Raw genomic sequence first — 22046 nt, forward strand, 5'->3', positions numbered from 1 at the left:
CTCAACCTCCTAGTAATTGAATCGCATCGGACAGTACGTTTTGTAATAAGGGAACAAATCGGGAAATCCCGGTAATGGTCGCTCCGGCGAGTAAAAACAAAATCGCATAACCCATCAATAACTTGACGGAAAATCCAATCGCAAAAATATTGAACTGGGGTGCGGTTTTCGCTAAAAAACCAAGCGCCAAATCGACTAAAAACAAGGCAACCACAAGTGGCATCGCCATTTGAAGAGCCGTGAGCATCGCGAGCCCGACGACACGAACGACTAAGCTCATGCCGGCTTCTCCGGAAACGTTAATCGCACTGCCGGGCGGAAAGATTTTAAAACTCGTATAGATGCCATCCAGTAAAATCAAATGCATATCTGACGCCAGCAGCACGAGCAGTGTCAACATGTAAAAAAATCGACCGACGATCGGCGATTGCCCACCAAACATCGGATCATATGCGGAAGCCATCGCCAGCCCCATCTGTAAATCAATGATTGATCCGGCCATTTGTGGCGCATACAGTAAAAAACTGGCGAGCAAACCGAGGGCGAGCCCAATGATGACTTCTGTTCCCATTCGAAAAAAGAAATCGATGTCATCGACTTGAACCGTTGTCTTGACCGCGTAACTGGCAAAATAGGCAAGTCCTGCAGCAATTGCCAACTTATGCTGAGCGGGTAACTGCTTCGATGAAAACAAAGGAGCAGCCACTAAAAATCCAACAAGTCGGCCAAATACAAGTAAAAAAACACTGACAAAGGACAGTAACGTCATTTTCGCGAAACCTCGGCAATCTGTTTGAAGATTTCAATCGTAAACGTTTTGAGTTCTTCCATGATCCATGGTCCAAAAAAGACGAGTGCTAAAAAAACGGCAACAATCTTCGGAACAAACGATAAGGTCTGCTCTTGAATTTGAGTCGTCGCCTGCAAGATGCTGACGAGAAGTCCAACGACGAGTGAGACGAGCAAGAGCGGAGCTGACACCTTTAACAAGGTCCAGACGGCCGAACTGGCTAATTGAATAATCATTTCCTGCGTCATGTCGTCCCTCCCTATCGCATGCTGACGAGTAGTGATTCGACAATCAAATGCCAACCATCTACTAAAATGAACAATAATAATTTAAACGGTAAGGCAATCATGACCGGTGGTAACATCATCATCCCCATCGACATCAAGACACTCGAAACGACCATATCGATGACGAGGAACGGAATGAAAATCATAAATCCGATTTGAAACGCCGTCTTTAACTCACTGATGGCATAGGCCGGTACTAACGCGACGAGCGGAATATCTTCCACCTTCTCGGGCTTCTCGTAATTGCCATACTTCAAAAACAGTTCTAAGTCATTGCTCCGCGTGTATTGAGACATAAAACGTTTCATCGTTCCTCCGGCTTGATCAAAGGCTTCCTCTTGACTGATTTTGTCGTCCATGTACGGTTGTAATGCCGTCGTGTTCAATTCTGTTAAAATAGGTGCCATAACGAACAATGTGATGAATAACGCCAGTCCGACGAGCAGTTGGTTAGGCGGTGTTTGTTGTGTTCCTAAAGCAGAACGAACAAAGGATAAGACGACGATGACGCGTGTGAAACAAGTCATCAAAATCAGTAACGACGGTGCTAATGATAAAAGCGTAAGTAAGACCAGTAATTTGATGGAAGTCGCCGTCCCGGACGGCGTATCCAAGGAAATCAAGTTTTCAATCGTCGTCATGACCGTCCTCGTTTCTTCTGGAACTGATCGAGCTGTTGCTTAAATGATTCCAGAAACGGGGATGCGGCTGACGGATGTGGTAGGCTGTCGGATGTATCCGTTGCTAACCATTCGTCGTCTTCTTCAATCGTATCAAGCAGTTCAACGTTCTGACCGACACCGACAACATAAATCTTACCGTGAACCCTCACGAGCTGAACGGATCGATCTTTGCCAAGCGGGACACCACCGAGATGCGACAGTCGGCTCGATTGACGGACTCCCTTTGTCCGTTCATTGATGAAACGGACGGCAAGAAGGAATCCACCAATCAAAACTGCGAGTGTCACGACGATTTTTACGACCGTGACGACTGTCGATGACCCGTCGACCTGTTGTGTTGTAGGTTCATTTTTCTTAGATGGGTTGAGCTTCTCTTCCACTGTTTCGGCACCGACCTGATGCGTCAGCAGGAACAGGAGAAGACAGGTCAAACAGGTCAGTCTTCTCATGATGAAATGGTTTTCGAAACGGCTTCGAGTACACGGTCTGCCTGGAACGGTTTAACGATGAAGTCTTTTGCTCCGGCTTGAATCGCATCGATGACCATCGATTGTTGTCCCATTGCAGAACACATGATGACTTTGGCAGCCGGATTAAAGGCTTTGATTTCTTTTAATGCTGAAATCCCGTCCATTTCCGGCATCGTGATATCAAGTGTGACGAGATCCGGCGCTAACTCTTTATATTTCGAAACTGCTTCACGTCCGTTTTCCGCCTCACCGACGACGTCATAGCCGTTCTTCGATAAAATTTCCTTAATCATCATTCTCATGAAAGCTGCATCATCTACAATCAAAACTTTTGCACTCATCCTATTTCCTCCTTAGAACATCCGCAGACGTTCTTTTTTATTGACAATCTCTGTAATCCGGACACCGAAGTTTTCTTCGATGACGACGACTTCACCCGTTGCAATCAATGTATTATTGACGAACACGTCAACGGGTTCTCCTGCTAATTTATCCAGTTCAATGATTGAACCTTGCGTCAGTTCCAAAATGTCCCGGACTGACCGGCGTGTCCGTCCCAGTTCGACTGTGACATTCAATGGTACATCGTAGAGCATGCCGATATTTCCGGGCGGACCTTCTTGTTGCACTTCAGAGAACTGACCGAATTGGACAGGACTGACACCAACCGGCTCTTTTTTGTATTCCGGCGGTGCTTCATACCGGGGTTCCGGTTGTGGCTGTGGCGCGGCCGGCTGTTCCCGGACCGGTTCTGGTGTAGGGACTTGAGCTGTGGGTGCCGGTTCGGTCGTTGTCGTACTGGCACTGAATAATTTCTGAATCAGTTGTTTGGAAAATTCAAGTGGTGCCAATTGTACGATTTTTGAATCGATCAGCGTTCCGATCTTCAAATCAAACTCGATGATGACCATGCTTTCCCATAACGAGAAGCTATCCACGATACTTTTTTCTTGCGAGAAATCAAAAACTTCGACCGCTGGAGGCGAGATATCGATACGCATTGAGAAAACGGTCGACATTGAGGTCGCAGCCGCTCCCATCATCTGGTTCATCGCTTCCTGGACGGCAGATAACGCAATCGGTTCCATTTCAAGACTCTCGTCAACGACACCATCGCCGCCCATCATCAAATTCGCAATGACGGAAGCATCCCGTTGTGTCAAAATTAAAACGTTTTCTCCCTTGAATCCTTCTGTATATCCGACACGAAGGGCGACGTGGGGAATCGGATAACGACTCCGCAATTCTTCCATCGTAATCATCCGCACGTGTGGTGTCGTGATTTCGACTTTTTGATTCAATAACGCGGACAGAGCCGTCGCGGAATTCCCTAGCGAGATATTCCCGACTTCTCCAAGCGCATCAATTTCCATCTCATCCAATTGATGTAAATCGTCTGTTGATTGGGTATCGGTTGGTTCTTCAGCCGATGGGGTTCCACGTAATAATGCATCGATTTCATCTTGCGAAAGCATATCGCTCATGTTATTCCTCCTCAATTCGTTGTAAGACTTGTAAAGCGAGATGCTTCCCGTTCAGACCAGGCCGCGCTTTGAACATTTTCCGATCATCGACGAACAATTCAACCGGATCGGATGTACGTGTCTGGAGGGACAGGCAATCGCCTACCTCGAGGTGTAACAATTCTCCAAACGAAAGTTCCGTCTGGCCGAGCACTGCTTTCAAATCGACGATTGATCCCATCAACTGTGTTTGCATATGTTCTGACTCTTGGTTATCGGCTGACTTTCGTTTCTCTTGTTGCATCCAAAAGTGACTCGAAAGTTTCGGAATGATTGGTTCGAGTGTCACGAACGGCAGACAGACATTAAGCGTTCCGCTTACTTCTCCGACCGTCACGTAAATCGAGACGAGAATGACCGTTTCATTCGGTGAGACGAGTTGAAGAAATTGTGGATTGATTTCCAAATCATCATACTCGGCTTCGATTTCGGCAATCGATTCCCACGCTGCCCCGTATTGAACAAAGGCGCGTTTGAATAACTGCGTCAAGATCCGGGTTTCGATTTCCGTCAAGTTCTCAATCTTATTCATGCCTTCACCCGGTCCGCCGAGCAATCGATCGAGCATCGCATACGCGATGTTCGGATTCACTTCGAAGATGACCCGTCCGTCTAACGGATGAAGATTCACTAAATTAATCAAGGTCATGTTCGGAATGGAATGAATGAATTCATCATAAGGCAGCTGTTCGACCGTATTGACCGTAAACTGGACGTATGTTCTAAGCTGTGCTGAGAAATGGGTCGTCAAGACTCGGGCGAATTGTTCATGAATCCGCGTTAAGTTCCGCATCTGGTCTTTTGAGAATCGCAACGCCCGTTTAAAGTCATAGACTTTCACACGACGTTCTTCTTCTTGACTGCGTATTTCCTCGACTTCCATATCTCCGCTTGAAATGGCTGATAGCAGGGCGTCAATTTCATGTTGTGATAATACTTCGCTCATGCGGCCACCTCACTGGATGATTTTTTTCGTCGTGTAGACACGTTGAACATCGCCTTCTTGCAGGAGCTTTTTAAATTGCCCCCGTAATTTTTCTTCGAGTTTCGCCATGTCTTGTTTAGAATCTAAATCTTGTTTTTTCATCGAAGCTAAATCCCCTAAGATGATATTGTTGATTTGAAACTTGCGTAACTCCAGTTCTTCCCGCGTCGCCGCGTCATCCGTGACGATTGTAAACTGAACATTTAAGAATCGTTCGTCTGCAATGTTCGTCGTTAAATCATCTGTTTGAAAACTTCGCTCTTCGAGTTCCGCTCCTGTCGGTTGTTCGACTTTCGCTTCGGTCGGATCACTCGTTAACAAATATTTTGAAAGCATGTAGCCCGCGCCTACCATCATAATCGCGACGACGACCATGATGAGTGGTAATTTCAACTTACTCTTCTTCTTTTCTTCTGCCATCTTCGAGCCTCCTAGCACTGTTCAAGCCCGTTAAACCGACTTGTCGGTAAAAATCGATTGTGGCTGCTTTTACCTCTTCCAATGTTTCTTTGACGACATAAGTCTGTCCCCCGACCAACTGGATCGTCGTATCGGGTGTCGACCGGACCGCTTCGATTAAGATTGCATTTAAGACAAGCGGTGTTTCACGTAATGTCGTTAAAGTAATCATCGTTTCAAGTTAACGAGTTCTTCTAAAATCTGATCTGATGTTGTAATGATCCGGGTGTTCGCCTGGAATCCGCGTTGGGCGATGATCATTTCCGTAAACTCTTCCGATAAGTCGACGTTTGACATTTCAAGTGTTCCGGATGTTAATTGACCAAGACCGTTTGTGCTTGGCGTTCCAGTCGCTGCGATACCCGAGTTTTGAGAAGCGGCAAATAAGTTCACTCCTGATTTTTCAAGACCACCCGGGTTAGCAAAATTAGCCATTGATACGTAACCAACTCGTTGCAAGTTACCCGTTCCATCGACAAACGTGACTAGTCCATCTTTTCCGATTGCAAGGTTCTGTGCTCCTGTCGGAATTTGTAACTTCATGTAGCCATTATTTACTTTGTTTGTGATTTGACCTTGAGCATCGTATTGGTTGGCAGGTAGGTTTGCTTGATCGGCAGGTGGCTGTCCAGGGTTGGCAGGCGGTGGATCAGACAATCCTACGAGATAATTTCCATCTCCCGTTACGATATTCCCTTGAAGATCTGTATAAAAGTTACCGGAACGAGAATAACGCACACCGTCTGCCGTTAAGACTTGATAGAATCCTTCACCGGAAATCCCGACATCAAGCGTTCGACCTGTATTTTGTAACGCTCCTTGATTGTAAACGTTATCGACCGTTGACATCGAGGCCCCGAGTCCTACCTGTTTCGGGTTTGTCCCACCGACACCTCCACCATTACCTGATGCGGAACCAACTGATTGGTTGACAAGATCCTTAAACGTGACACGGCCTTTTTTATAACCAAATGTATTGACGTTGGCGATGTTATTCCCGACGACGTCTAACTTTGTTTGGAAGTTCTTTAACCCACTGATTCCTGAATACATTGAACGTAACATTATTTTTCCTCCTTTGTTTTAATTTCAGTCAATTCGTAGACACTGACACTTTTTCCGTTCGATAACTCGGCAATGACATCGACCCCGTCACGCTTTACACTGAGGACGTTTGCCGTCACTTTACCGGTCGATGTCACATCTGCTCCTGTCGCATCTTTCGTGACAGTCTCACCTTCATAGCTGACACTTTTTCCAATCAAATTACTATAGTTCATCAGAGCCGCCGCATGCTGATTGAGCATCATCGTATCCATCCCTTTTCCAATCGCTTGCATCTGTTCAAGAGAAGAAAACTGAGCCATCTGCGAAATGAACTCCTTGTCTTCCATCGGTGCCGTCGGATCTTGATTGGACAGTTGGGCAATCAGGATTTTCATGAACATGTCTTTGTCCATCGAGTTACTGGATGGTACTTTCGTTTTCTCCGGTAACTGATAGGACGACGCATCATTTTTGATGGATTCAGTCATCTTCATCCTCCTCTAGTTCTTCTTCGTACGGTGCAGGTTCTTCTTGCTGACGCTCTCGTCGTTCTTGCGGTAAACCTTGTTCAAAGTCTTTGACACTCGATGCTAACATCCCGGTTTCGACTTTGACGAATGGTGCTTGCGGCTGCAACGAAGTATGTAACTTTCCTAGTTGCTGATCCAGCATTTGTTTCGCTTGTTCCGTCGCTGCGAAAAGCTTTACCGTCAATAAACCATCTTTTTTATCCAATTGGATGACGACCTCACCCAACTGTTCTGGATATAATCGGATGGACATCCTTGTCGAACCGTCCGCGCCTTTTAAAAATGGTGCTTGTTTCATCGCCGCTTCAATCCGTGACGTGAGTTGATCATCGACACTTGGCTGCATGACGGATGGCCGAACGCCTACTCCTAATGCACTGTTCATTCGTTCAAATTTCAAACCGGTTAGTGCTGATGGTTGGTCTTTCCCTTCCGGATCAGCAGCTATCTGAATGGATTCAATCACCTTTTTAGTCATGACACTTGTTTTCAGTGTTGGTGTATTTTGTTCAGGAAGTACAAGACGGTTCGAAAACGGAGTCACAACTGCATCTTTTTTGATGCCTGTAGAATCAACCAACTTGGGATTACTCACCGGTGGAGCTGACAAGGCAATTCCTGGAGTGTCAGTCATCCGTATAACCGGAGTATTCATTCCGACCGGTAATTCATTTGATTTCACATTTTCCTTATCGACTCCGATGACAGTTGAAACGGCCGCTGCGAGTACTTGTTGGACCGAGACAGGAAATTGTTCGAATAACTCCATCGCTTGTCCTTGTTGTCCGTCTTGTATCAACTTGATGAACTGAATCAGCTCCGTCGCTTTTTTTGGATCATGTATCATACCTTCTACTTCGGGTTGCTCCAAAAGTTTTAAGACTTTTTCCGGCTGTGCGGTCAATTGTTCCAACAGCGGTTTGACTTCAAGATTCGTCTCCCCTTCAGTTGGTATTGTCTGTTGATCCAGTGAAGGATTCTGTACGCCCTCAGCTAGAGGTTGCACTAAGTATTGAAGTAACGAAGCAAAATTTCCAACGCCATTCGCCGGGAGCTCTTTCCCGTTCCACTTCGTAACCGGTTTAGCTGTTTGTGCTTGCTGTACATCCGTCGTCAAGTTCATTTTATTTTCTCACCCCTTATTGGACTGCCAACAATTGTGTCAACGCTGCAGCTTTTTTAGGATCCATCTTTGCCATGATGGCCGCCTGTTGTTCAGCATCAATTTCTTTAATGATTGCAACGACTTCCGTCGGACTCAATTCGTTAAAAATATTGGCTGCATCTTTCGGCGTCATCTCCGCATAGACATCTGTCACATCAGCAGTCTTTTTCGACGCAGACTTATCTGTCACTGTCGTTGCAGGTGTAGCCGGCGTGTTTTTCAACCGATCCCGTTCCGCAATCAACCGGACGACTTCCTGTTCTTTCGCTTGGATGAGTTCTGCTTGATCAGTCGTCTTTGCCCGTAGTTTTTTGATTTCAGCGTTTGCTAATTTCAAACGTTGTTCGATCTCCGAACTTTTTGAAGACGTTACCTTCGTGTTCGTTACTTCTTCTGACGCAAAAGGCAATGAAAAAATCGGCCGCCCATTAGCGTAATTTAATACGAGATAGGCTGTAAATAATAACAATAACAACGGGATGATTAATAAGGGCAAAATCCATTGTTTTGATGACTTGTTCTCACTCATGTCGTTCGCCTTCTTCCAAACTGCAATAATGCTAATTCATCCATTTGGTTCTGTTCCACCAAAGCGAGTGTCCGCCGATTTTCTTCTAATTGATTTGATTGCAGTCGTGTAAATTTCTTTTCTTCAATCAAAGCCTCTTTTAGATCGACTTGAGCCCGTTCATACTGATTTTTCGCCTGGGTCACGTATAGCTGTTGTCGCTCAATCTGTTGTTTGACGACATCACGTGCACGTTCACGGTATTGAGAAGCAAGCAGCTCAACCGTTCCTGTTTCATTTTGTGCTTTTAAAAAAGCTTCATAACGAACGAGAAGATGGTACAGTTTCTCGACCTCGACTTCATATTGCTTCTTTTTTTCAGCAGTATGTTTTGAAACACGATCCTTTTCCGCTTCCGCTAAAGGAATAATACGTTCATATATGGTTTTCATTCGCACCCTCCCTTAACGGATTGTCGAAATCAGACGATCCATGCCATCTTCGAAATGGCTTTTTTCTTCCACCCGTTGTTTTAAAAAACCGATCAATTCAGGATATTTTTCAACAGCCCGATCAATGTCAGGGTTTGTACCACTTTTATAAGCACCGATATTGATTAAATCCTCGGCATCGAGGTATGTCGACAATAACTGTCTGAACGTAATCGCACTATCTTTATGTTCGGTCGAAGTAATTTGATTCATGACCCGGCTGATGGAGCGTAAGATGTGAATCGCCGGATATTGTCCTTTATTAGCGAGATTTCGGTCGAGGACAAAATGACCATCAAGAATTCCGCGGACCGCATCCGCAATCGGTTCATTCATATCATCGCCGTCAACCAGTACGGTATAAAATGCCGTAATGGAACCTTCTGTCGTTTTCCCGCTTCGTTCCAACAGTTGTGGAAGTAAGGCGAATACACTCGGTGTATATCCCTTCGAAGCAGGTGGTTCACCGGTCGCCAGGCCAATTTCACGTTGAGCCATGGCAAAACGTGTGACGGAGTCCATCATCAATACGACATTTTTTCCTTGATCCCGAAAATATTCAGCGATTGCCGTTGCCGTATACGCTCCTTTGAGTCGAACGAGTGGCGGCTGATCACTCGTCGCTACGACGATGATCGAACGGCTCATGCCTTCCTCACCTAACTCCGCCTCAATGAATTCCTTCACTTCACGGCCCCGTTCACCGATTAAGGCGATGACATTAATATCAGCCGTCGATCGTTTGGCAATCATACCGAGTAATGTCGATTTACCGACACCCGATCCTGCGAATAGTCCGACTCGTTGCCCTTGTCCGACGGTCAATAAACCGTCGATGGCACGAATACCTGTCGATAACACTTGATCGATCCGCGGACGATCGAGTGGACTTGGCGGCTTACGGACAATTGAAGTCGTCCGTAAATGCGCCAGTGATTTCCCGTCTAGCGAACGTCCGAGACCATCCAGGACTTTCCCGATCAAATCATCTCCGACAGGAACATGAAGCGGTTTTCCTGTTGCGATGACAATCGATCCCGGTGCAATGGCCGTCGTTTCACCATAAGGCATCAATAGTACATGTCCTTCTCGAAATCCAACGACTTCTGCCTCAATCTCGTCTCCACGATGAATCCGGATCAAGCACCGCTCGCCGATGGCAACAGCTGTCGGACCACGTGATTCAATCATCAAGCCAATGACTTGAACGACTTTACCAGAATGCTCGACAAGTTCTTCCCGACGAACATCTCGAATCGCTGCTTGTAACTGTTTGAGTTTATACATCGTGTAACACCTCGGTGAGTTGCTCCATTAATCGTTGATAACCGATTGACAATCCACCCGTGATGGCACCGTTCTCTGAATCAATCCGGAAATCTCGTGCAGGAAGCTCGGGATCAATCCGTAAACGGATTGTTGCCGTCCCTCCTAAAATGGTCTGTAACCGTTCATCCAGTAAGACAACCCGTTCAAAATCTTCAGCTGATGTATAGACAATCAATTTTTCGCGATCTCTAAATTGAAGAATCAACTGTTGAATCGTCTGATAAAGTGCTTCTTCATCCTTATCGTGAAGCTGCTCCAAAAACTGATGTGTCAATTGAAGGGCCAGTGCACACAATTCATCTTCCATCAGGAGGACTCGTTCTGAAAACATCTGTTCGAGCCGGTTCGCAAGTTGATTTGTTTCCTCAATCCGTTGTTCGTATTGTGTTTGTCCAGCTTGTTGACCCGACTGATACCCTTCTTTGTAACCCTGTTGTCTCGCTTCTTCAAACACGAGAAGCCGCTCTTGCTCCAAATCAGCCCGCCGTGTTTGTTCTTGTTGTTCGATCAACAGCTGCTGTTGCTTTAGTTGGGCTTGTCCTTCCCGCATCATCTCGTCATAAGAAACAAGCGGTTCGGTTTCAGTCACCTGCTCGGATTCCGTCTGATGGAAAATCGTTCGTTGCGTCCGGTCGAAAACAACTTGACGCTTAATGACGTTAGACAACGATATCATCTCCTCCACCACGGGCTACCACGATCTCACCCATATCTTCTAGGCGACGGATGATGCCAACAATACGACTTTGTGCTTCTTCGACATCCCGTAAGCGTACAGGTCCCATGAATTCCATATCCTCTTTGAACGATTCGACCATTCGCTGGGACATATTGCGGTACACCATTTCTTTGACATCTTCCGATGAAACTTTAAGTGAAAGCAATAAGTCTTCATTCGAAACTTCCCGGATAATCCGTTGGATGGCACGTGCGTCGAGCGTAACGATATCTTCAAAGACAAACATCCGCTTTTTGATTTCTTCCGCCAACTCTGGATCCTGAATTTCAAGCGTATCGAGAATCGTTCGTTCCGTCGTCCGATCGACACCGTTCAAGACTTGAACTACTGCCTCGATTCCGCCAGATTGGGCATAATCCTGCATTCCTGCTTGCGATAGATTCCGTTCAAGAATTTGTTCGACTTCACTGATGATTTCTGGATTCATCCGGTCCATCGTTGCAATCCGTCGGGCGACATCTGACTGGGCTTCTGCCGGAAGTTCTGATAAAATTTGTCCCGATTTGACCGGATCCAGATGCGCCAAGACCAAGGCAATGGTCTGCGGATGTTCATTTTGAATGAAGTTCAGCAATTGTTTCGGATCCGCTTTGCGGGCAAATTCAAACGGTCTCACTTGAAGCGTCGACGTCAAACGATAAATGAGTTCCATCGCCTTCTCTTCACCTAATGCTTTTTCCAACACGGATTTGGCGAATCCGATACCACCTTGCGTGATATAATTTTGCGCTGTCGCTAATTCATGGAATTCTTCTAACACTTCGAGCTTCTCATCCGGATCAATCCGTTTCATGCTCGAAATCTGTAATGTCAGCCATTCCATTTCTTCTTCAGACAAATGTTTGTATACGCTGGCCGCGACTTCCGGACCAAGCGAAATCATTAATATGGCGGCTTTTTCCCGACTACTCATCTCTAACTTCTTCATCTCATCAATCCTCCGCTAACCAGGTGCGTAACAACTTCGCAAATTCATCCGGATTGGATGCGGCAAGCTTCTCAAGCTGTTTCCGTTTGACCGTTCCTTCACTTGTGTCCTCTGTCGACAGTTCAGGAATCTCTGTCTCAATCGGAGTCCATTCTTCCAGTTCCTCAATTTCAGCTGTTCTTCTACGCATCAACAGGAAGATGGCTCCTACTACGACCAGTGCTGCGGCGCCTAATGCAAACCAGACCCACATCGGTGTTGTTTCCGTTGTTACTGTCTGTTTCGGTGTCTCGGCAAATGGTCTTGACATGACGACGACTTTATTCGCAAGCTCTGCATCGGTTAAGGTCGTCTTCGCATCCGTCTTCGTCAGTGAAGTACGAATGATCGAATACATCATAGTCTGTAAATCTGTTTGAAGTTGCGGATCAATTTGATTTTGTCCTTTAGGTGGCTCAACGATGACTTGAATTCCTAAATCCCGAATTTCATACGGCGCACCGGTAATCTGTTTTGTGATTCGATTGACTTCGTAATTGATGATGTCGTGCGTCTTCTCACTTGTGTCTCCTGCCGTACCTGTACCTTGCGGGAAGTTAATGGTCTCATTCTCACCCGTTCCTGCAGTTCCTTCATTTGCCGCTCCCGTATACGCTTCAGCGACTTTCTCTGCCGATGTCACGATTCCCTCGATTTTATCAGGATCAACCGGTTCAACTAATTTTTGTTCCTCTTGCCGTTGCGTGACATCGACATCTGCGGTAACAGAAACCAGTGCTTTTTGTGGACCGAGAACGACTGACAGCATCTGCTGAATTTGTTGGCGTAAATCTTTTTCCGTCGTTTTCTTCAGCTGCATCGGATCCGTTCCTCCTGCAGTCTGTGCTCCCTTACCCGGCTCATAATACGTAAAGTACTGATCCATGATGGTAATGTTTTCTTCTTTTAGATTCGGGATACTTTTCGCAATCAGATGATACAGACCTTGAACCGTCTGCTGATTCAAGTCGCTGCCGGCGCTTGATGTCAAGACGACTGAGACAGTTGACGTCTCTTCTTTATCTGATAAGAAAACACTTTTTTCCGGTAATGTAATCATGACCTTCGCAGCATCAATCCCGTTGACTTGCGTAATCAGATTTTCTAATTCCGTCTGCATCGTGTCCCGCTCGAGAATGTTCATTTCCTTATCTGTTGTTCCAAATCCGGCGTTTTCGCTGAAGAATGAATAATCGATTTGACCTGATTTAGGTATTCCAGCTGTCGCCAACTCCACTTTTAAGTTTTCGGCACTTTCTTCCGGTACAAGAATCGTTACACCGTCTGTCCCACTGACGACTTCGGACTGTACACCATCTTCATTTAATTTCTCAGTCACTTGCCCAGCCTCTTGTGGTGACAACTTTGAGTAGAGCGGTGTCATCGTTGGTTTACTTAACCAAATGGCTGCAACAATGATAGCTGCAATTAGAAATAAGATAATTCCGATGATCGTTGCTTTTTTAACGAGCGACCATTCCTGCCATGTCATTTTTAATGCGCCAAAGCGCGTTTTTAGTCCTTCATTCATCAAACATCTCCCACGCTTTCCTCAACAATCACAGTTGCATACGCATCATTTCTTGGTATGCTTCGATGCCTTTATTCCGGACTTCGATAGCGAGTTGCATAGAAAGCGATGCTTCTTCTGTTTTGATCATGATGTTATGTAAGTCTGTCGTTTTTCCAGTCGCAAGATCTACTCGTGCTTGCGAAGAGGCTTGTTGCGCCTCGTTCAGACCGTTCATGGCCTGACTCAATACTTCACTGAAATCACTTGGTGTCGTTTTGGTAACCGATTGAGACGGTAAGACCATTTGCATACTTTGAATCGGTTGAATCGCCATCGTGTCATCTCCTTCTTACTTGCCGATTTCCATCGCTTTAACCAACATTGCTTTTGTTGCATTCAACGCCGTGACGTTCGCTTCATAAGAACGTGTCGCCCCCATCATGTCGACCATTTCCTTCAGTAGATCGACGTTCGGCATTTTAACGTATCCCAGTTCATCCGCATCTGGATGATTCGGATTGTATTCCAATTTGAATGGTTCTTGATCTTTTCGAATCTCGCTGACTGTCACCCCGTTGCCTGTTTCTTTCAAAACGGCTAATTTGCGGGCATATGGTTGCCATTCTCCGTCAACTAGCTCACCGCGTGTCGTCTGAGCATTGGCGATATTCGCAGAGACGGTATCGAGTCGCAGACGCTGTGCCGTCAATCCCGTTGCGGACGTATGAAAACCTGAAAACATACTCATGAATTAACGTCCTCCCCGGATGACAGACTGGATTCCGGAAAATTTCCGGTTCAATTGTTCGACCAATGCTTCGTACTCAATTTGATTGCGTGATAATTCAGACATTTCGAGGTCAATATCGACCCCATTCCCATCGTTACGCATAGCAGACGATTGTTCGACGATACTTCCTGACGTACCGATCGTCGCGTGTCGTTTTAAACTCATTTTCATTTCAGAATCCAAGACATCTCCGAACACTACGCGCTTTGATTTATATCCAGGCGTATCGACGTTCGCAATATTTGCTGAAATTACTTTCTGCGCAGCTACCGTCCGATCGACGGCCTGTGTCATTGTTGCATAATCTGAACCAAGCCAGTTCATCATTCAACCTCCACCTCTATTTATCTGGTAAAAATTAATATTATAAAGTAAGCGGTTAGTAACATATCTGAAATAATTGAAACAAATAGGTCAATGTTTGAAAAGAAGTTTTTTGAAAAATAGGGGAATGAGATGTTAGTATTTCGCTTTTTAAACCCTTTTCTTATAAAAATGATAAATAATACCTATAAAAAAAAGAAGACCTAGTACTTTACTAGGTCTTCTTTTAAATTCTAATTCTTCCTTTTTTTAGTTCGATTTAATGCGCTCTAACTCATAGAGGAAATTGTCATTTAAAATCTTGATATATGTCCCTTTCATACCAAGCGAACGGGACTCGATGACGCCGGCACTTTCAAGTTTCCGCAACGCATTGACGATGACTGAACGCGTGATGCCGACACGATCGGCAATTTTAGAGGCCACGAGTAATCCTTCGTTTCCGTCCAACTCTTCGAAGATATGTTCGATGGCTTCAAGTTCCGAATACGATAAAGAATTGATTGCCATTTGAACGACGGCTTTCTTCCGCGCTTTATCTTCCGCTTCATGAGCTTTCTCACGTAAGATTTCCATTCCGACAACTGTTGCTCCGTATTCCGCAAGCACCAAGTCCTCTTCATTAAAATCTTCGAGCATCCGGCCAAGGACAAGTGTTCCAAGTCGCTCACCGCCACCGATGATCGGAACAATCGTCGTTTTTGATGTCTCGAACATATCGCGGTTATCGATCGGGAAAGCTGTATGCTCACTGTCGATTGCGATGTTCGCTGTCGTTTCCGTCACATTAAACAATTTTTTCGTATAATCTTCCGGAAACTGACGCTCTTCAAGGAATCCACGAATCCGTGCATTCTCGATTTGTTGTTTAATCGCAATTCCTAATAACTTTCCACGACGGCTGACGATAAAGGTATTTGATTCCATAACTTCACTTAAACGATCTGCCATGACCTTAAAGTCGACATGTGTGCTTGCTTCTTGTTGTAACATCGTGTTGAGCTTTCGTGTTTTTGCCAATAAATTCATGATTTTCTTCCTCCACTTATAAGATGAACTGACTTAAGTCACGATCATCTGCTACTTTTCCGACGCGGTCCATGACATATTGTGGTGTGATGGTGACGTCTGTCTCTGGCATCTCTGCCGCTTCAAACGATAATTCTTCTAATACACGTTCCATGATGGTATATAAACGGCGAGCACCGATATTATCTGTTTCATCATTTACTTGTGCTGCAATCCGTGCAATTTGACGAATCGCGTCTTCGGTAAACGTGACATGGACTTGCTCCGCTCCAAGCAAAGCCTTGTATTGTTTCAGCAATGCTTGATTAGGCTCCGTCAAAATTTTAACAAAGTCATCTTCGGTCAGACTGTCGAGTTCCACCCGGATCGGAAAACGTCCTTGCAGCTCCGGAATCAAATCGGATGGTTTTGCCATATGGAAAGCCCCGGCTGCAATGAATAACATATGATCCGTCTTCACAGGACCATACTTCGTCACGACAGTCGATCCTTCGACGATTGGTAAGATATCACGCTGCACGCCTTCACGTGATACACCGGCACTATCTTGCCCCTTCGTTGCAATCTTGTCGATTTCATCGACGAAGATAATTCCCATCTGTTCAGCACGACGAACAGCTTCATCGTGGACTTCATTTAAATCGAGTAATCGTTCCGCTTCTTCTGCTGTCAAAATCGGACGTGCCTCTTTGACACTCAGCTGACGTTTCTTTGTTTTTTTCGGCATGACTTGTCCGAGCATATCCTGCAGATTCGCAAGACCTTCCATACCTTGTTGTCCGGAGAACAAATCCATTTGGCGTTCTTCAATGTCCACATCAATCATGCGGTCTTCTAGTTGACCTTGAAACAATTGTTGACGAATGACGGATCGATCGGCTGTATCGCTGGCAGTTTCCTGCTCGGGCGGTTTTTGAGTTCCACCGAACAGCATCTCAAACGGATTTCCTCCGCCAAGACCAGTCGAAGCTTTTTTACCGACAAGGGCATCGACGATTCGTTCATTCGCAACCGCTTCAGCACGCTCTTTCAAAGCTTCCTTTTTCTCGTCTTTGACAAGCCGTAGTGAAGCTTCGACTAAATCACGGACCATTGATTCAACGTCACGTCCGACATAACCGACTTCCGTGAATTTCGTAGCTTCGATTTTAACGAACGGTGCACGGACCAGTTTAGCAAGTCGACGGGCAATTTCCGTTTTCCCGACTCCTGTCGGTCCGATCATCAAGATGTTTTTCGGTGTCACTTCATCACGCAGACTCGGATCGAGCAACTGACGGCGGTAACGATTTCGGAGTGCAATCGCGACGGCTCGTTTCGCGTCCGCTTGACCAATAACATGTTCATTTAGTTTTTCCACGATTTGTCTCGGTGTAAATTCATGCATCTGCACTTCCCCCAATCGTTTCTAAAATGATTTGATCATTCGTGAATACACATAACTCCCCTGCTGTTTCAAGAGCAGCGCGGGCGATTTCCTCGGCCGTCATGTGTGCAGCGTGCCGAGCCAGTGCCCGACCCGCGGCAAGCGCATAGTTTCCGCCTGAACCGATGGCCAAAATCCCGTCATCGGGTTCGATGACTTCTCCGTTACCTGAAACAAGAAGTAAATGTGTTCCATCCATGACAAGTAACAAAGCTTCCAGCTGGCGTAACATTTTATCGCCCCGCCATTCCTTTGCTAATTCCACGGCAGCTCGTTGCAGGTTCCCGTTGTACATCTCAAGTTTTGCTTCAAACTTTTCGAATAATGTAAACGCATCGGCTACACTTCCTGCAAACCCTGCAATCACTTTTCCACCATAGAGACGCCGGACTTTTTTTGCACTTTTCTTCATGATGACTTGATTACCAAAAGTCACTTGTCCATCCCCGCTCATTGCAGATTGACCGTTATGTTGAATCGCAAAAATCGTCGTTGCATGAAACATGCTATTTCCTCCCTTAGGCACGCGGATGCGCTTGCTGATAAACATGTCGTAGCCGCTCCGTCGTGACGTGTGTATATTGCCCTGTCGTCGATAATGAAGCATGCCCAAGCAATTCTTGCACCGCTCGTAAATCTGCTCCACGTTCCAGTAAATCGGTCGCGAAACTATGTCGTAAAGCATGTGGTGTCACATGTTTCGATAAAAAGGGATCTGCCTTTTTTAAGATTTTCCGAATCCCGTCCGTTGTCAAACGGCGACCTGAACGAGAAAGAAAAACGGCTTGTGCTTCATCCTCGGCCGGTTGCCGTTTCATCAAATACTCGGATAAGGCTTTTCTCGCAAATGATCCGATTGGTGTAATCCGTTCTTTTCGTCCTTTTCCGTATACATGCACATATTCCAAGTCCGGATCTAAATCTTTTACGTTCAATCCGGCTAATTCGCTGACACGCATTCCTGACGCATACAGCAACTCAATCAATGCCACATTCCGTACCCCTAATGAATCCGACGTTCGGAAAACTTCCAAAAATCGTTCGTATTCTGATGGTACTAAAAACGTCGGTAGCGTTTGGACACGTTTGGGTGCCTTCAATCCCTCAAAAGGATTGACGTCATTCGTATCCCGCGTCACAAAACGTCCGAACTGTTTCAAACAAGATACTTTTTGAGCGATCGTTGATTTAGATGCTTTTTGATCATAAAGAGCAAACAAATAACGCCGTGCAGTTGCCAATTCAATCGATCTCAGCTGATGATCGAGGCAAAAAGCGGCGTATTGTCGAAGTGTTTGATCATAAGAGCGGCCCGTATTTGGAGATAATTGACGCTCGATGTGTACATACCGTAAAAACGATTTTCGCAGTACGTCAAACTCTGAGTCTACTCCCATTGATGAGCCCCCTTCTAACCATTTCATACTCGAATCGCCCTTAGCATAGCACACCGTAAGTAGTCTGACAATAGACCAAAAACCGGAAAAATAACAAAATTATCACGCTTTTATGACAAATTAAGAAATGGGAGAAAAGAACGCTGAATTGCGCCTTCTCCCCCATCTTACTTACATATCGGTAAAGTCTTTGATTGCTTCCAATGCCCGCTCGGCAAGAAGCGCATATTTTTCTGGTTTCTTCATTCGACCGGTTTGGTTGGCAAGTCCCGGTACAAGTCCGAAGTTTGCATTCATCGGCTGGAAGTTCTTTCCTTCCGTCGTCGTGATGTAATGCGCCATCGCACCCATCATCGTTTCCTTCGGGAAGGCGATCGGCTCCGCTTCATTAACTAAACGAGCCGCATTGATACCTGCCGTCAAACCGGAAGCAGCTGATTCGACGTATCCTTCGACACCTGTCATCTGACCGGCAAAGAATAGATCCGGACGTGTTCGTGTCTGATACGTCGGTTGCAACAAGTTCGGTGAATTGACAAACGTATTCCGGTGCATGACACCATAACGAACGATTTCAGCATTTTCAAGACCTGGAATCAAACGGATGATCCGTTTTTGTTCGCCCCACTTCAGATGCGTTTGGAATCCGACGAGGTTAAACAATGTCCCGGCTGAGTTATCCTGACGAAGTTGAACGACGGCATACGGACGTTCACCCGTTTTCGGATCTTCAAGACCAACCGGCTTCATCGGTCCGAATAAAAGTGTCTTCGGTCCGCGTGACGCTAATACTTCAAATGGCATGCATCCTTCGAAGTAGATTTCCTTCTCGAATTCTTTTAACGGAACGACTTCCGCTTGAATCAACTCATTGTGGAAATGCATAAACTCTTCTTCTGTCATCGGACAGTTCAAGTAAGCTGCTTCCCCTTTATCATAACGTGACTTTAAATATACTTTATCGCGGTCAATCGTATCGCCGTCAAGAATCGGTGCGGCAGCATCAAAGAAGTACAGGTAATCTTCTCCGGTGAACTGCTTAAGGGATTCGGATAAGGAGGCACTTGTTAAAGGACCTGTCGCGACGATGGTCGGACCATCCGGAATCGCTTCAAGTTCCTCATGATGAACCGTGACGTTCGGATGATTTTTTAACGTTTCCGTCACGTATCCGGCAAAGTCATGTCGATCGACAGCAAGCGCACCACCTGCCGGCACACTCGCAAGATCGGCAGCCTTGAGGATAAGTGAGTCGAGTTGTCGCATTTCTTCTTTTAATACACCGACTGCATTTGTCAGTTGATTAGCTCGAAGTGAGTTCGAGCAGACGAGTTCTGCAAATTGATCGGTATGGTGAGCAGGTGTCTGCTTGACTGGTCGCATTTCATATAAATCTACTTGTACACCACGTTTCGCAAGTTGCCATGCTGCTTCAGAACCTGCGAGACCGGCGCCGATTACGGTTACCCGTTTCATCGGTCATTCCTCCTCTTGCTCCTGATCGATGCGTGTTTCATGATGTCCGCAAGACGTACATTCTACTTTCACACCGTTCTTGATTTTCTTTTGTACCATCATACTGCTACAAACCGGACATGGTTCTTCGACCGGTTTATCCCATGAGACGAATTCACATTCCGGATAATTCGAACAGCCGTAGAATAAGCGTCCTTTTTTACTCCGGCGTTCCACGATCTCACCTGTTCCACACGTCGGACATTTAACACCAATCTCAACTTGAATCGGCTTCGTGTTCCGACATTCCGGGAAGTTTGAGCACGCCATGAATTTTCCATAACGGCCCATCTTGATGACCATCGCGTGTCCGCAGACTTCACAATCTTCTCCGGCCGGTTCGTCTTTAATTTCGATTTTTTCGATTTCGGCTTCTGCACGTGTCAGACGCTTTTCGAACGATTTATAAATCGGATCGACGACTTCCGTCCACTGCATGTCCCCTTTTTCGATTGCATCGAGCAACGCTTCCATATCCGCCGTAAATTGAACGGTGATGAATTCTTGGAAATAATCACTGATCATATCGATGACCAGTTCCCCGAGTTCGGTCGGCAGGAATTTTTTCTCTTCGAGCGTCACGTAACCACGTTTTTGGATCGTATCGAGTGTCGGCGCATACGTCGACGGACGACCAATCCCAAGTTCTTCCATCGCCCGGACGAGGCGTGCCTCGGTATACCGCGGTGGTGGTTGCGTAAAGTGTTGTTTCGGCTCAATCATTTCCTGCTCCAAGACTTCACCGTCTTCAAGCGGCGGCAACAAACCGTCCTTGACGTCCGTTACCGTCTCATCGTCTGTATCTTCAATATAGACTTTCATGAATCCGGCAAATTTGACCGTCGAACCGTTTGCCCGGAACATGACATCATTTGAGACCAAGTCGACTTTGACTGTATCGAGAACAGCCGGAGCCATTTGACTCGCAACGAACCGTTCCCAAATCAATTTGTATAACCGGAACTGATCGCGGGATAAATACGATTTGACAAGTTGCGGGTCACGCATCGTCGATGTCGGACGAACAGCTTCGTGGGCATCTTGCGAATTCGCTGCTTTTTTCTCTTTCCGTTTTTCGACAGCGATGTATTCTTTCCCGTATGCATTTTCGATGAACCCCTGCGCTTCGATGTTGGCGGTTTCGGATGTCCGGGTTGAATCGGTCCGCATGTACGTAATCAAACCGACCGTTCCTTCTTTGCCGAGCTCGATTCCTTCATATAATTGCTGGGCAATCATCATCGTCTTCTTCGCACGGAAGTTCAGCTTGCGGGCTGCTTCTTGTTGGAGCGAACTCGTCGTAAACGGCAAGGCTGGATTCCGGCGACGCTCTTTTTTCGTGACGGAGTCGACCGTGAAGGACTCTGAAAGTTTTGCCAATACTTCATTGACTTCCTCTTCTGAGTGCAATTCACGTTTCTTCCCGTCAATCCCGTAGAAGTTGGCTTCGAGCTTTTCACCATTGGCATCAAGCTCTAGTTTGATCGTCCAATATTCTTCTGGTAAAAAGGCATTGATTTCTTGCTCGCGGTCAATGATCATCTTCACAGCAACCGATTGAACACGTCCTGCTGACAAGCCCTTTTTAATTTTCTTCCAGAGTAACGGACTCATGCTGTAACCGACGAGACGGTCCAAGATACGCCGTGCCTGTTGTGCATCGACAAGATCGTAGTTGATCTTGCGGGGTCTCTTGAACGAATCTTTGATGGCGTCTTTCGTGATTTCATTAAAGACGACCCGGCATTCTGTCGATTCATCGACACCGAGGGCTTTCGCTAAATGCCAAGCGATTGCTTCCCCTTCGCGGTCCGGGTCGGCTGCGAGATAGATTTTTTGTGCTTTTTTAGCGGCCGTTTTTAATTCTTTTAAAACCGGACCTTTACCACGAATCGTAATATACTTTGGTTCATAATCATGTTCTACGTCAACACCCATTTGACTTTTCGGTAAGTCGATGACATGTCCCATCGAAGCTTTCACGGTATAGTTTGAACCGAGATAACGTTTGATGGTTTTTGCCTTTGCAGGTGATTCGACAATTACTAAATATTTTGCCATTACAATCGCTCCCTATTA

At 46.0% G+C, this 22046-nt stretch carries 27 protein-coding genes; all 27 read right to left on the reverse strand.

Going from position 1 to position 22046, the window contains the following annotated elements; translation table 11 throughout:
- Position 1 precedes the first annotated feature (1 nt).
- Positions 2–769, reverse strand: coding sequence for a flagellar biosynthetic protein FliR (fliR, locus tag AC3IRK_RS09860; protein ID WP_188004505.1), 768 nt, complete (start codon positions 767–769; stop codon positions 2–4).
- A complete protein-coding gene (gene fliQ / locus AC3IRK_RS09865; RefSeq protein ID WP_012370733.1) occupies positions 766–1038 on the reverse strand; it encodes a flagellar biosynthesis protein FliQ in 273 nt (90 codons plus the stop codon). Before fliQ ends, fliR begins: the two co-directional genes overlap by 4 nt.
- A gap of 11 nt (positions 1039–1049) precedes the next feature.
- Positions 1050–1718: a flagellar type III secretion system pore protein FliP gene (gene fliP, locus AC3IRK_RS09870; protein ID WP_114595506.1), complete on the reverse strand. Its 669-nt coding sequence runs from the start codon at positions 1716–1718 to the stop codon at positions 1050–1052.
- On the reverse strand, positions 1715–2191 hold the full coding sequence (locus tag AC3IRK_RS09875; RefSeq protein WP_251138584.1) for a flagellar biosynthetic protein FliO: 477 nt from the start codon (positions 2189–2191) through the stop codon (positions 1715–1717). Before AC3IRK_RS09875 ends, fliP begins: the two co-directional genes overlap by 4 nt.
- A 14-nt stretch (positions 2192–2205) precedes the next feature.
- Positions 2206–2571, reverse strand: coding sequence for a response regulator (locus AC3IRK_RS09880; protein WP_026828018.1), 366 nt, complete (start codon positions 2569–2571; stop codon positions 2206–2208).
- Between the two features lie 12 nt (positions 2572–2583).
- A complete protein-coding gene (fliY, locus tag AC3IRK_RS09885) occupies positions 2584–3714 on the reverse strand; it encodes a flagellar motor switch phosphatase FliY (RefSeq protein ID WP_131502580.1) in 1131 nt (376 codons plus the stop codon).
- Between the two features lies 1 nt (position 3715).
- A complete protein-coding gene (gene fliM / locus AC3IRK_RS09890) occupies positions 3716–4699 on the reverse strand; it encodes a flagellar motor switch protein FliM (protein ID WP_012370738.1) in 984 nt (327 codons plus the stop codon).
- A gap of 9 nt (positions 4700–4708) precedes the next feature.
- Positions 4709–5158, reverse strand: a complete 450-nt coding sequence (locus AC3IRK_RS09895; RefSeq protein ID WP_026828016.1) for a flagellar basal body-associated FliL family protein — start codon at positions 5156–5158, stop codon at positions 4709–4711.
- A complete protein-coding gene (locus AC3IRK_RS09900; protein ID WP_026828015.1) occupies positions 5133–5369 on the reverse strand; it encodes a flagellar FlbD family protein in 237 nt (78 codons plus the stop codon). Before AC3IRK_RS09900 ends, AC3IRK_RS09895 begins: the two co-directional genes overlap by 26 nt.
- Positions 5366–6262, reverse strand: a complete 897-nt coding sequence (flgG, locus tag AC3IRK_RS09905) for a flagellar basal body rod protein FlgG (protein ID WP_014970679.1) — start codon at positions 6260–6262, stop codon at positions 5366–5368. The genes AC3IRK_RS09900 and flgG overlap by 4 nt, the downstream gene beginning before the upstream one ends.
- Positions 6262–6732 carry a flagellar hook capping FlgD N-terminal domain-containing protein gene (locus AC3IRK_RS09910; protein WP_131502582.1) on the reverse strand — a complete coding sequence of 157 codons (471 nt, stop codon included), beginning with the start codon at positions 6730–6732 and terminating at the stop codon, positions 6262–6264. The genes flgG and AC3IRK_RS09910 overlap by 1 nt, the downstream gene beginning before the upstream one ends.
- Positions 6725–7897 carry a flagellar hook-length control protein FliK gene (locus AC3IRK_RS09915; RefSeq protein WP_489169917.1) on the reverse strand — a complete coding sequence of 391 codons (1173 nt, stop codon included), beginning with the start codon at positions 7895–7897 and terminating at the stop codon, positions 6725–6727. The genes AC3IRK_RS09910 and AC3IRK_RS09915 overlap by 8 nt, the downstream gene beginning before the upstream one ends.
- A gap of 16 nt (positions 7898–7913) precedes the next feature.
- The gene (locus tag AC3IRK_RS09920; protein ID WP_131972515.1) at positions 7914–8468 is read right to left on the reverse strand and encodes a MotE family protein; all 555 of its coding nucleotides are present in this window, start codon (positions 8466–8468) and stop codon (positions 7914–7916) included.
- Positions 8465–8899 carry a flagellar export protein FliJ gene (locus AC3IRK_RS09925; protein WP_026828010.1) on the reverse strand — a complete coding sequence of 145 codons (435 nt, stop codon included), beginning with the start codon at positions 8897–8899 and terminating at the stop codon, positions 8465–8467. Before AC3IRK_RS09925 ends, AC3IRK_RS09920 begins: the two co-directional genes overlap by 4 nt.
- Before the next feature lie 12 nt (positions 8900–8911).
- Entirely contained in the window at positions 8912–10225 is a 1314-nt protein-coding gene (gene fliI, locus AC3IRK_RS09930; protein WP_131972514.1) for a flagellar protein export ATPase FliI, read from the reverse strand.
- Positions 10218–10943 carry a FliH/SctL family protein gene (locus AC3IRK_RS09935; protein ID WP_131972513.1) on the reverse strand — a complete coding sequence of 242 codons (726 nt, stop codon included), beginning with the start codon at positions 10941–10943 and terminating at the stop codon, positions 10218–10220. The genes fliI and AC3IRK_RS09935 overlap by 8 nt, the downstream gene beginning before the upstream one ends.
- The gene (gene fliG / locus AC3IRK_RS09940; RefSeq protein ID WP_131972512.1) at positions 10927–11934 is read right to left on the reverse strand and encodes a flagellar motor switch protein FliG; all 1008 of its coding nucleotides are present in this window, start codon (positions 11932–11934) and stop codon (positions 10927–10929) included. The genes AC3IRK_RS09935 and fliG overlap by 17 nt, the downstream gene beginning before the upstream one ends.
- Before the next feature lie 4 nt (positions 11935–11938).
- Positions 11939–13504: a flagellar basal-body MS-ring/collar protein FliF gene (gene fliF / locus AC3IRK_RS09945; RefSeq protein ID WP_489169918.1), complete on the reverse strand. Its 1566-nt coding sequence runs from the start codon at positions 13502–13504 to the stop codon at positions 11939–11941.
- Positions 13505–13532: 28 nt separating this feature from the next.
- Positions 13533–13820, reverse strand: coding sequence for a flagellar hook-basal body complex protein FliE (gene fliE, locus AC3IRK_RS09950; RefSeq protein WP_131502589.1), 288 nt, complete (start codon positions 13818–13820; stop codon positions 13533–13535).
- Positions 13821–13835: 15 nt separating this feature from the next.
- Positions 13836–14234, reverse strand: coding sequence for a flagellar basal body rod protein FlgC (gene flgC / locus AC3IRK_RS09955; protein ID WP_131502590.1), 399 nt, complete (start codon positions 14232–14234; stop codon positions 13836–13838).
- 3 nt (positions 14235–14237) lie between these two features.
- Entirely contained in the window at positions 14238–14603 is a 366-nt protein-coding gene (flgB, locus tag AC3IRK_RS09960; protein ID WP_251138585.1) for a flagellar basal body rod protein FlgB, read from the reverse strand.
- Positions 14604–14849: 246 nt separating this feature from the next.
- On the reverse strand, positions 14850–15629 hold the full coding sequence (gene codY, locus AC3IRK_RS09965; RefSeq protein ID WP_012370753.1) for a GTP-sensing pleiotropic transcriptional regulator CodY: 780 nt from the start codon (positions 15627–15629) through the stop codon (positions 14850–14852).
- A gap of 16 nt (positions 15630–15645) precedes the next feature.
- Entirely contained in the window at positions 15646–17016 is a 1371-nt protein-coding gene (hslU, locus tag AC3IRK_RS09970) for an ATP-dependent protease ATPase subunit HslU (protein ID WP_131502592.1), read from the reverse strand.
- Positions 17009–17605 (reverse strand): ATP-dependent protease subunit HslV, encoded by a 597-nt coding sequence (gene hslV, locus AC3IRK_RS09975; protein WP_369835017.1) that lies wholly within the window; start codon positions 17603–17605, stop codon positions 17009–17011. The genes hslU and hslV overlap by 8 nt, the downstream gene beginning before the upstream one ends.
- Positions 17574–18452, reverse strand: a complete 879-nt coding sequence (locus AC3IRK_RS09980; RefSeq protein WP_131502593.1) for a tyrosine-type recombinase/integrase — start codon at positions 18450–18452, stop codon at positions 17574–17576. Before AC3IRK_RS09980 ends, hslV begins: the two co-directional genes overlap by 32 nt.
- 171 nt (positions 18453–18623) lie before the next feature.
- Complete coding sequence (trmFO, locus tag AC3IRK_RS09985) at positions 18624–19928, reverse strand: FADH(2)-oxidizing methylenetetrahydrofolate--tRNA-(uracil(54)-C(5))-methyltransferase TrmFO (RefSeq protein WP_131972510.1); 1305 nt, start codon at positions 19926–19928, stop codon at positions 18624–18626.
- A 3-nt stretch (positions 19929–19931) separates the two neighbouring features.
- The gene (topA, locus tag AC3IRK_RS09990) at positions 19932–22028 is read right to left on the reverse strand and encodes a type I DNA topoisomerase (protein ID WP_131502595.1); all 2097 of its coding nucleotides are present in this window, start codon (positions 22026–22028) and stop codon (positions 19932–19934) included.
- Positions 22029–22046 lie beyond the last annotated feature (18 nt).

The sequence above is a fragment of the Exiguobacterium sp. GL_137 genome, assembly GCF_057834585.1.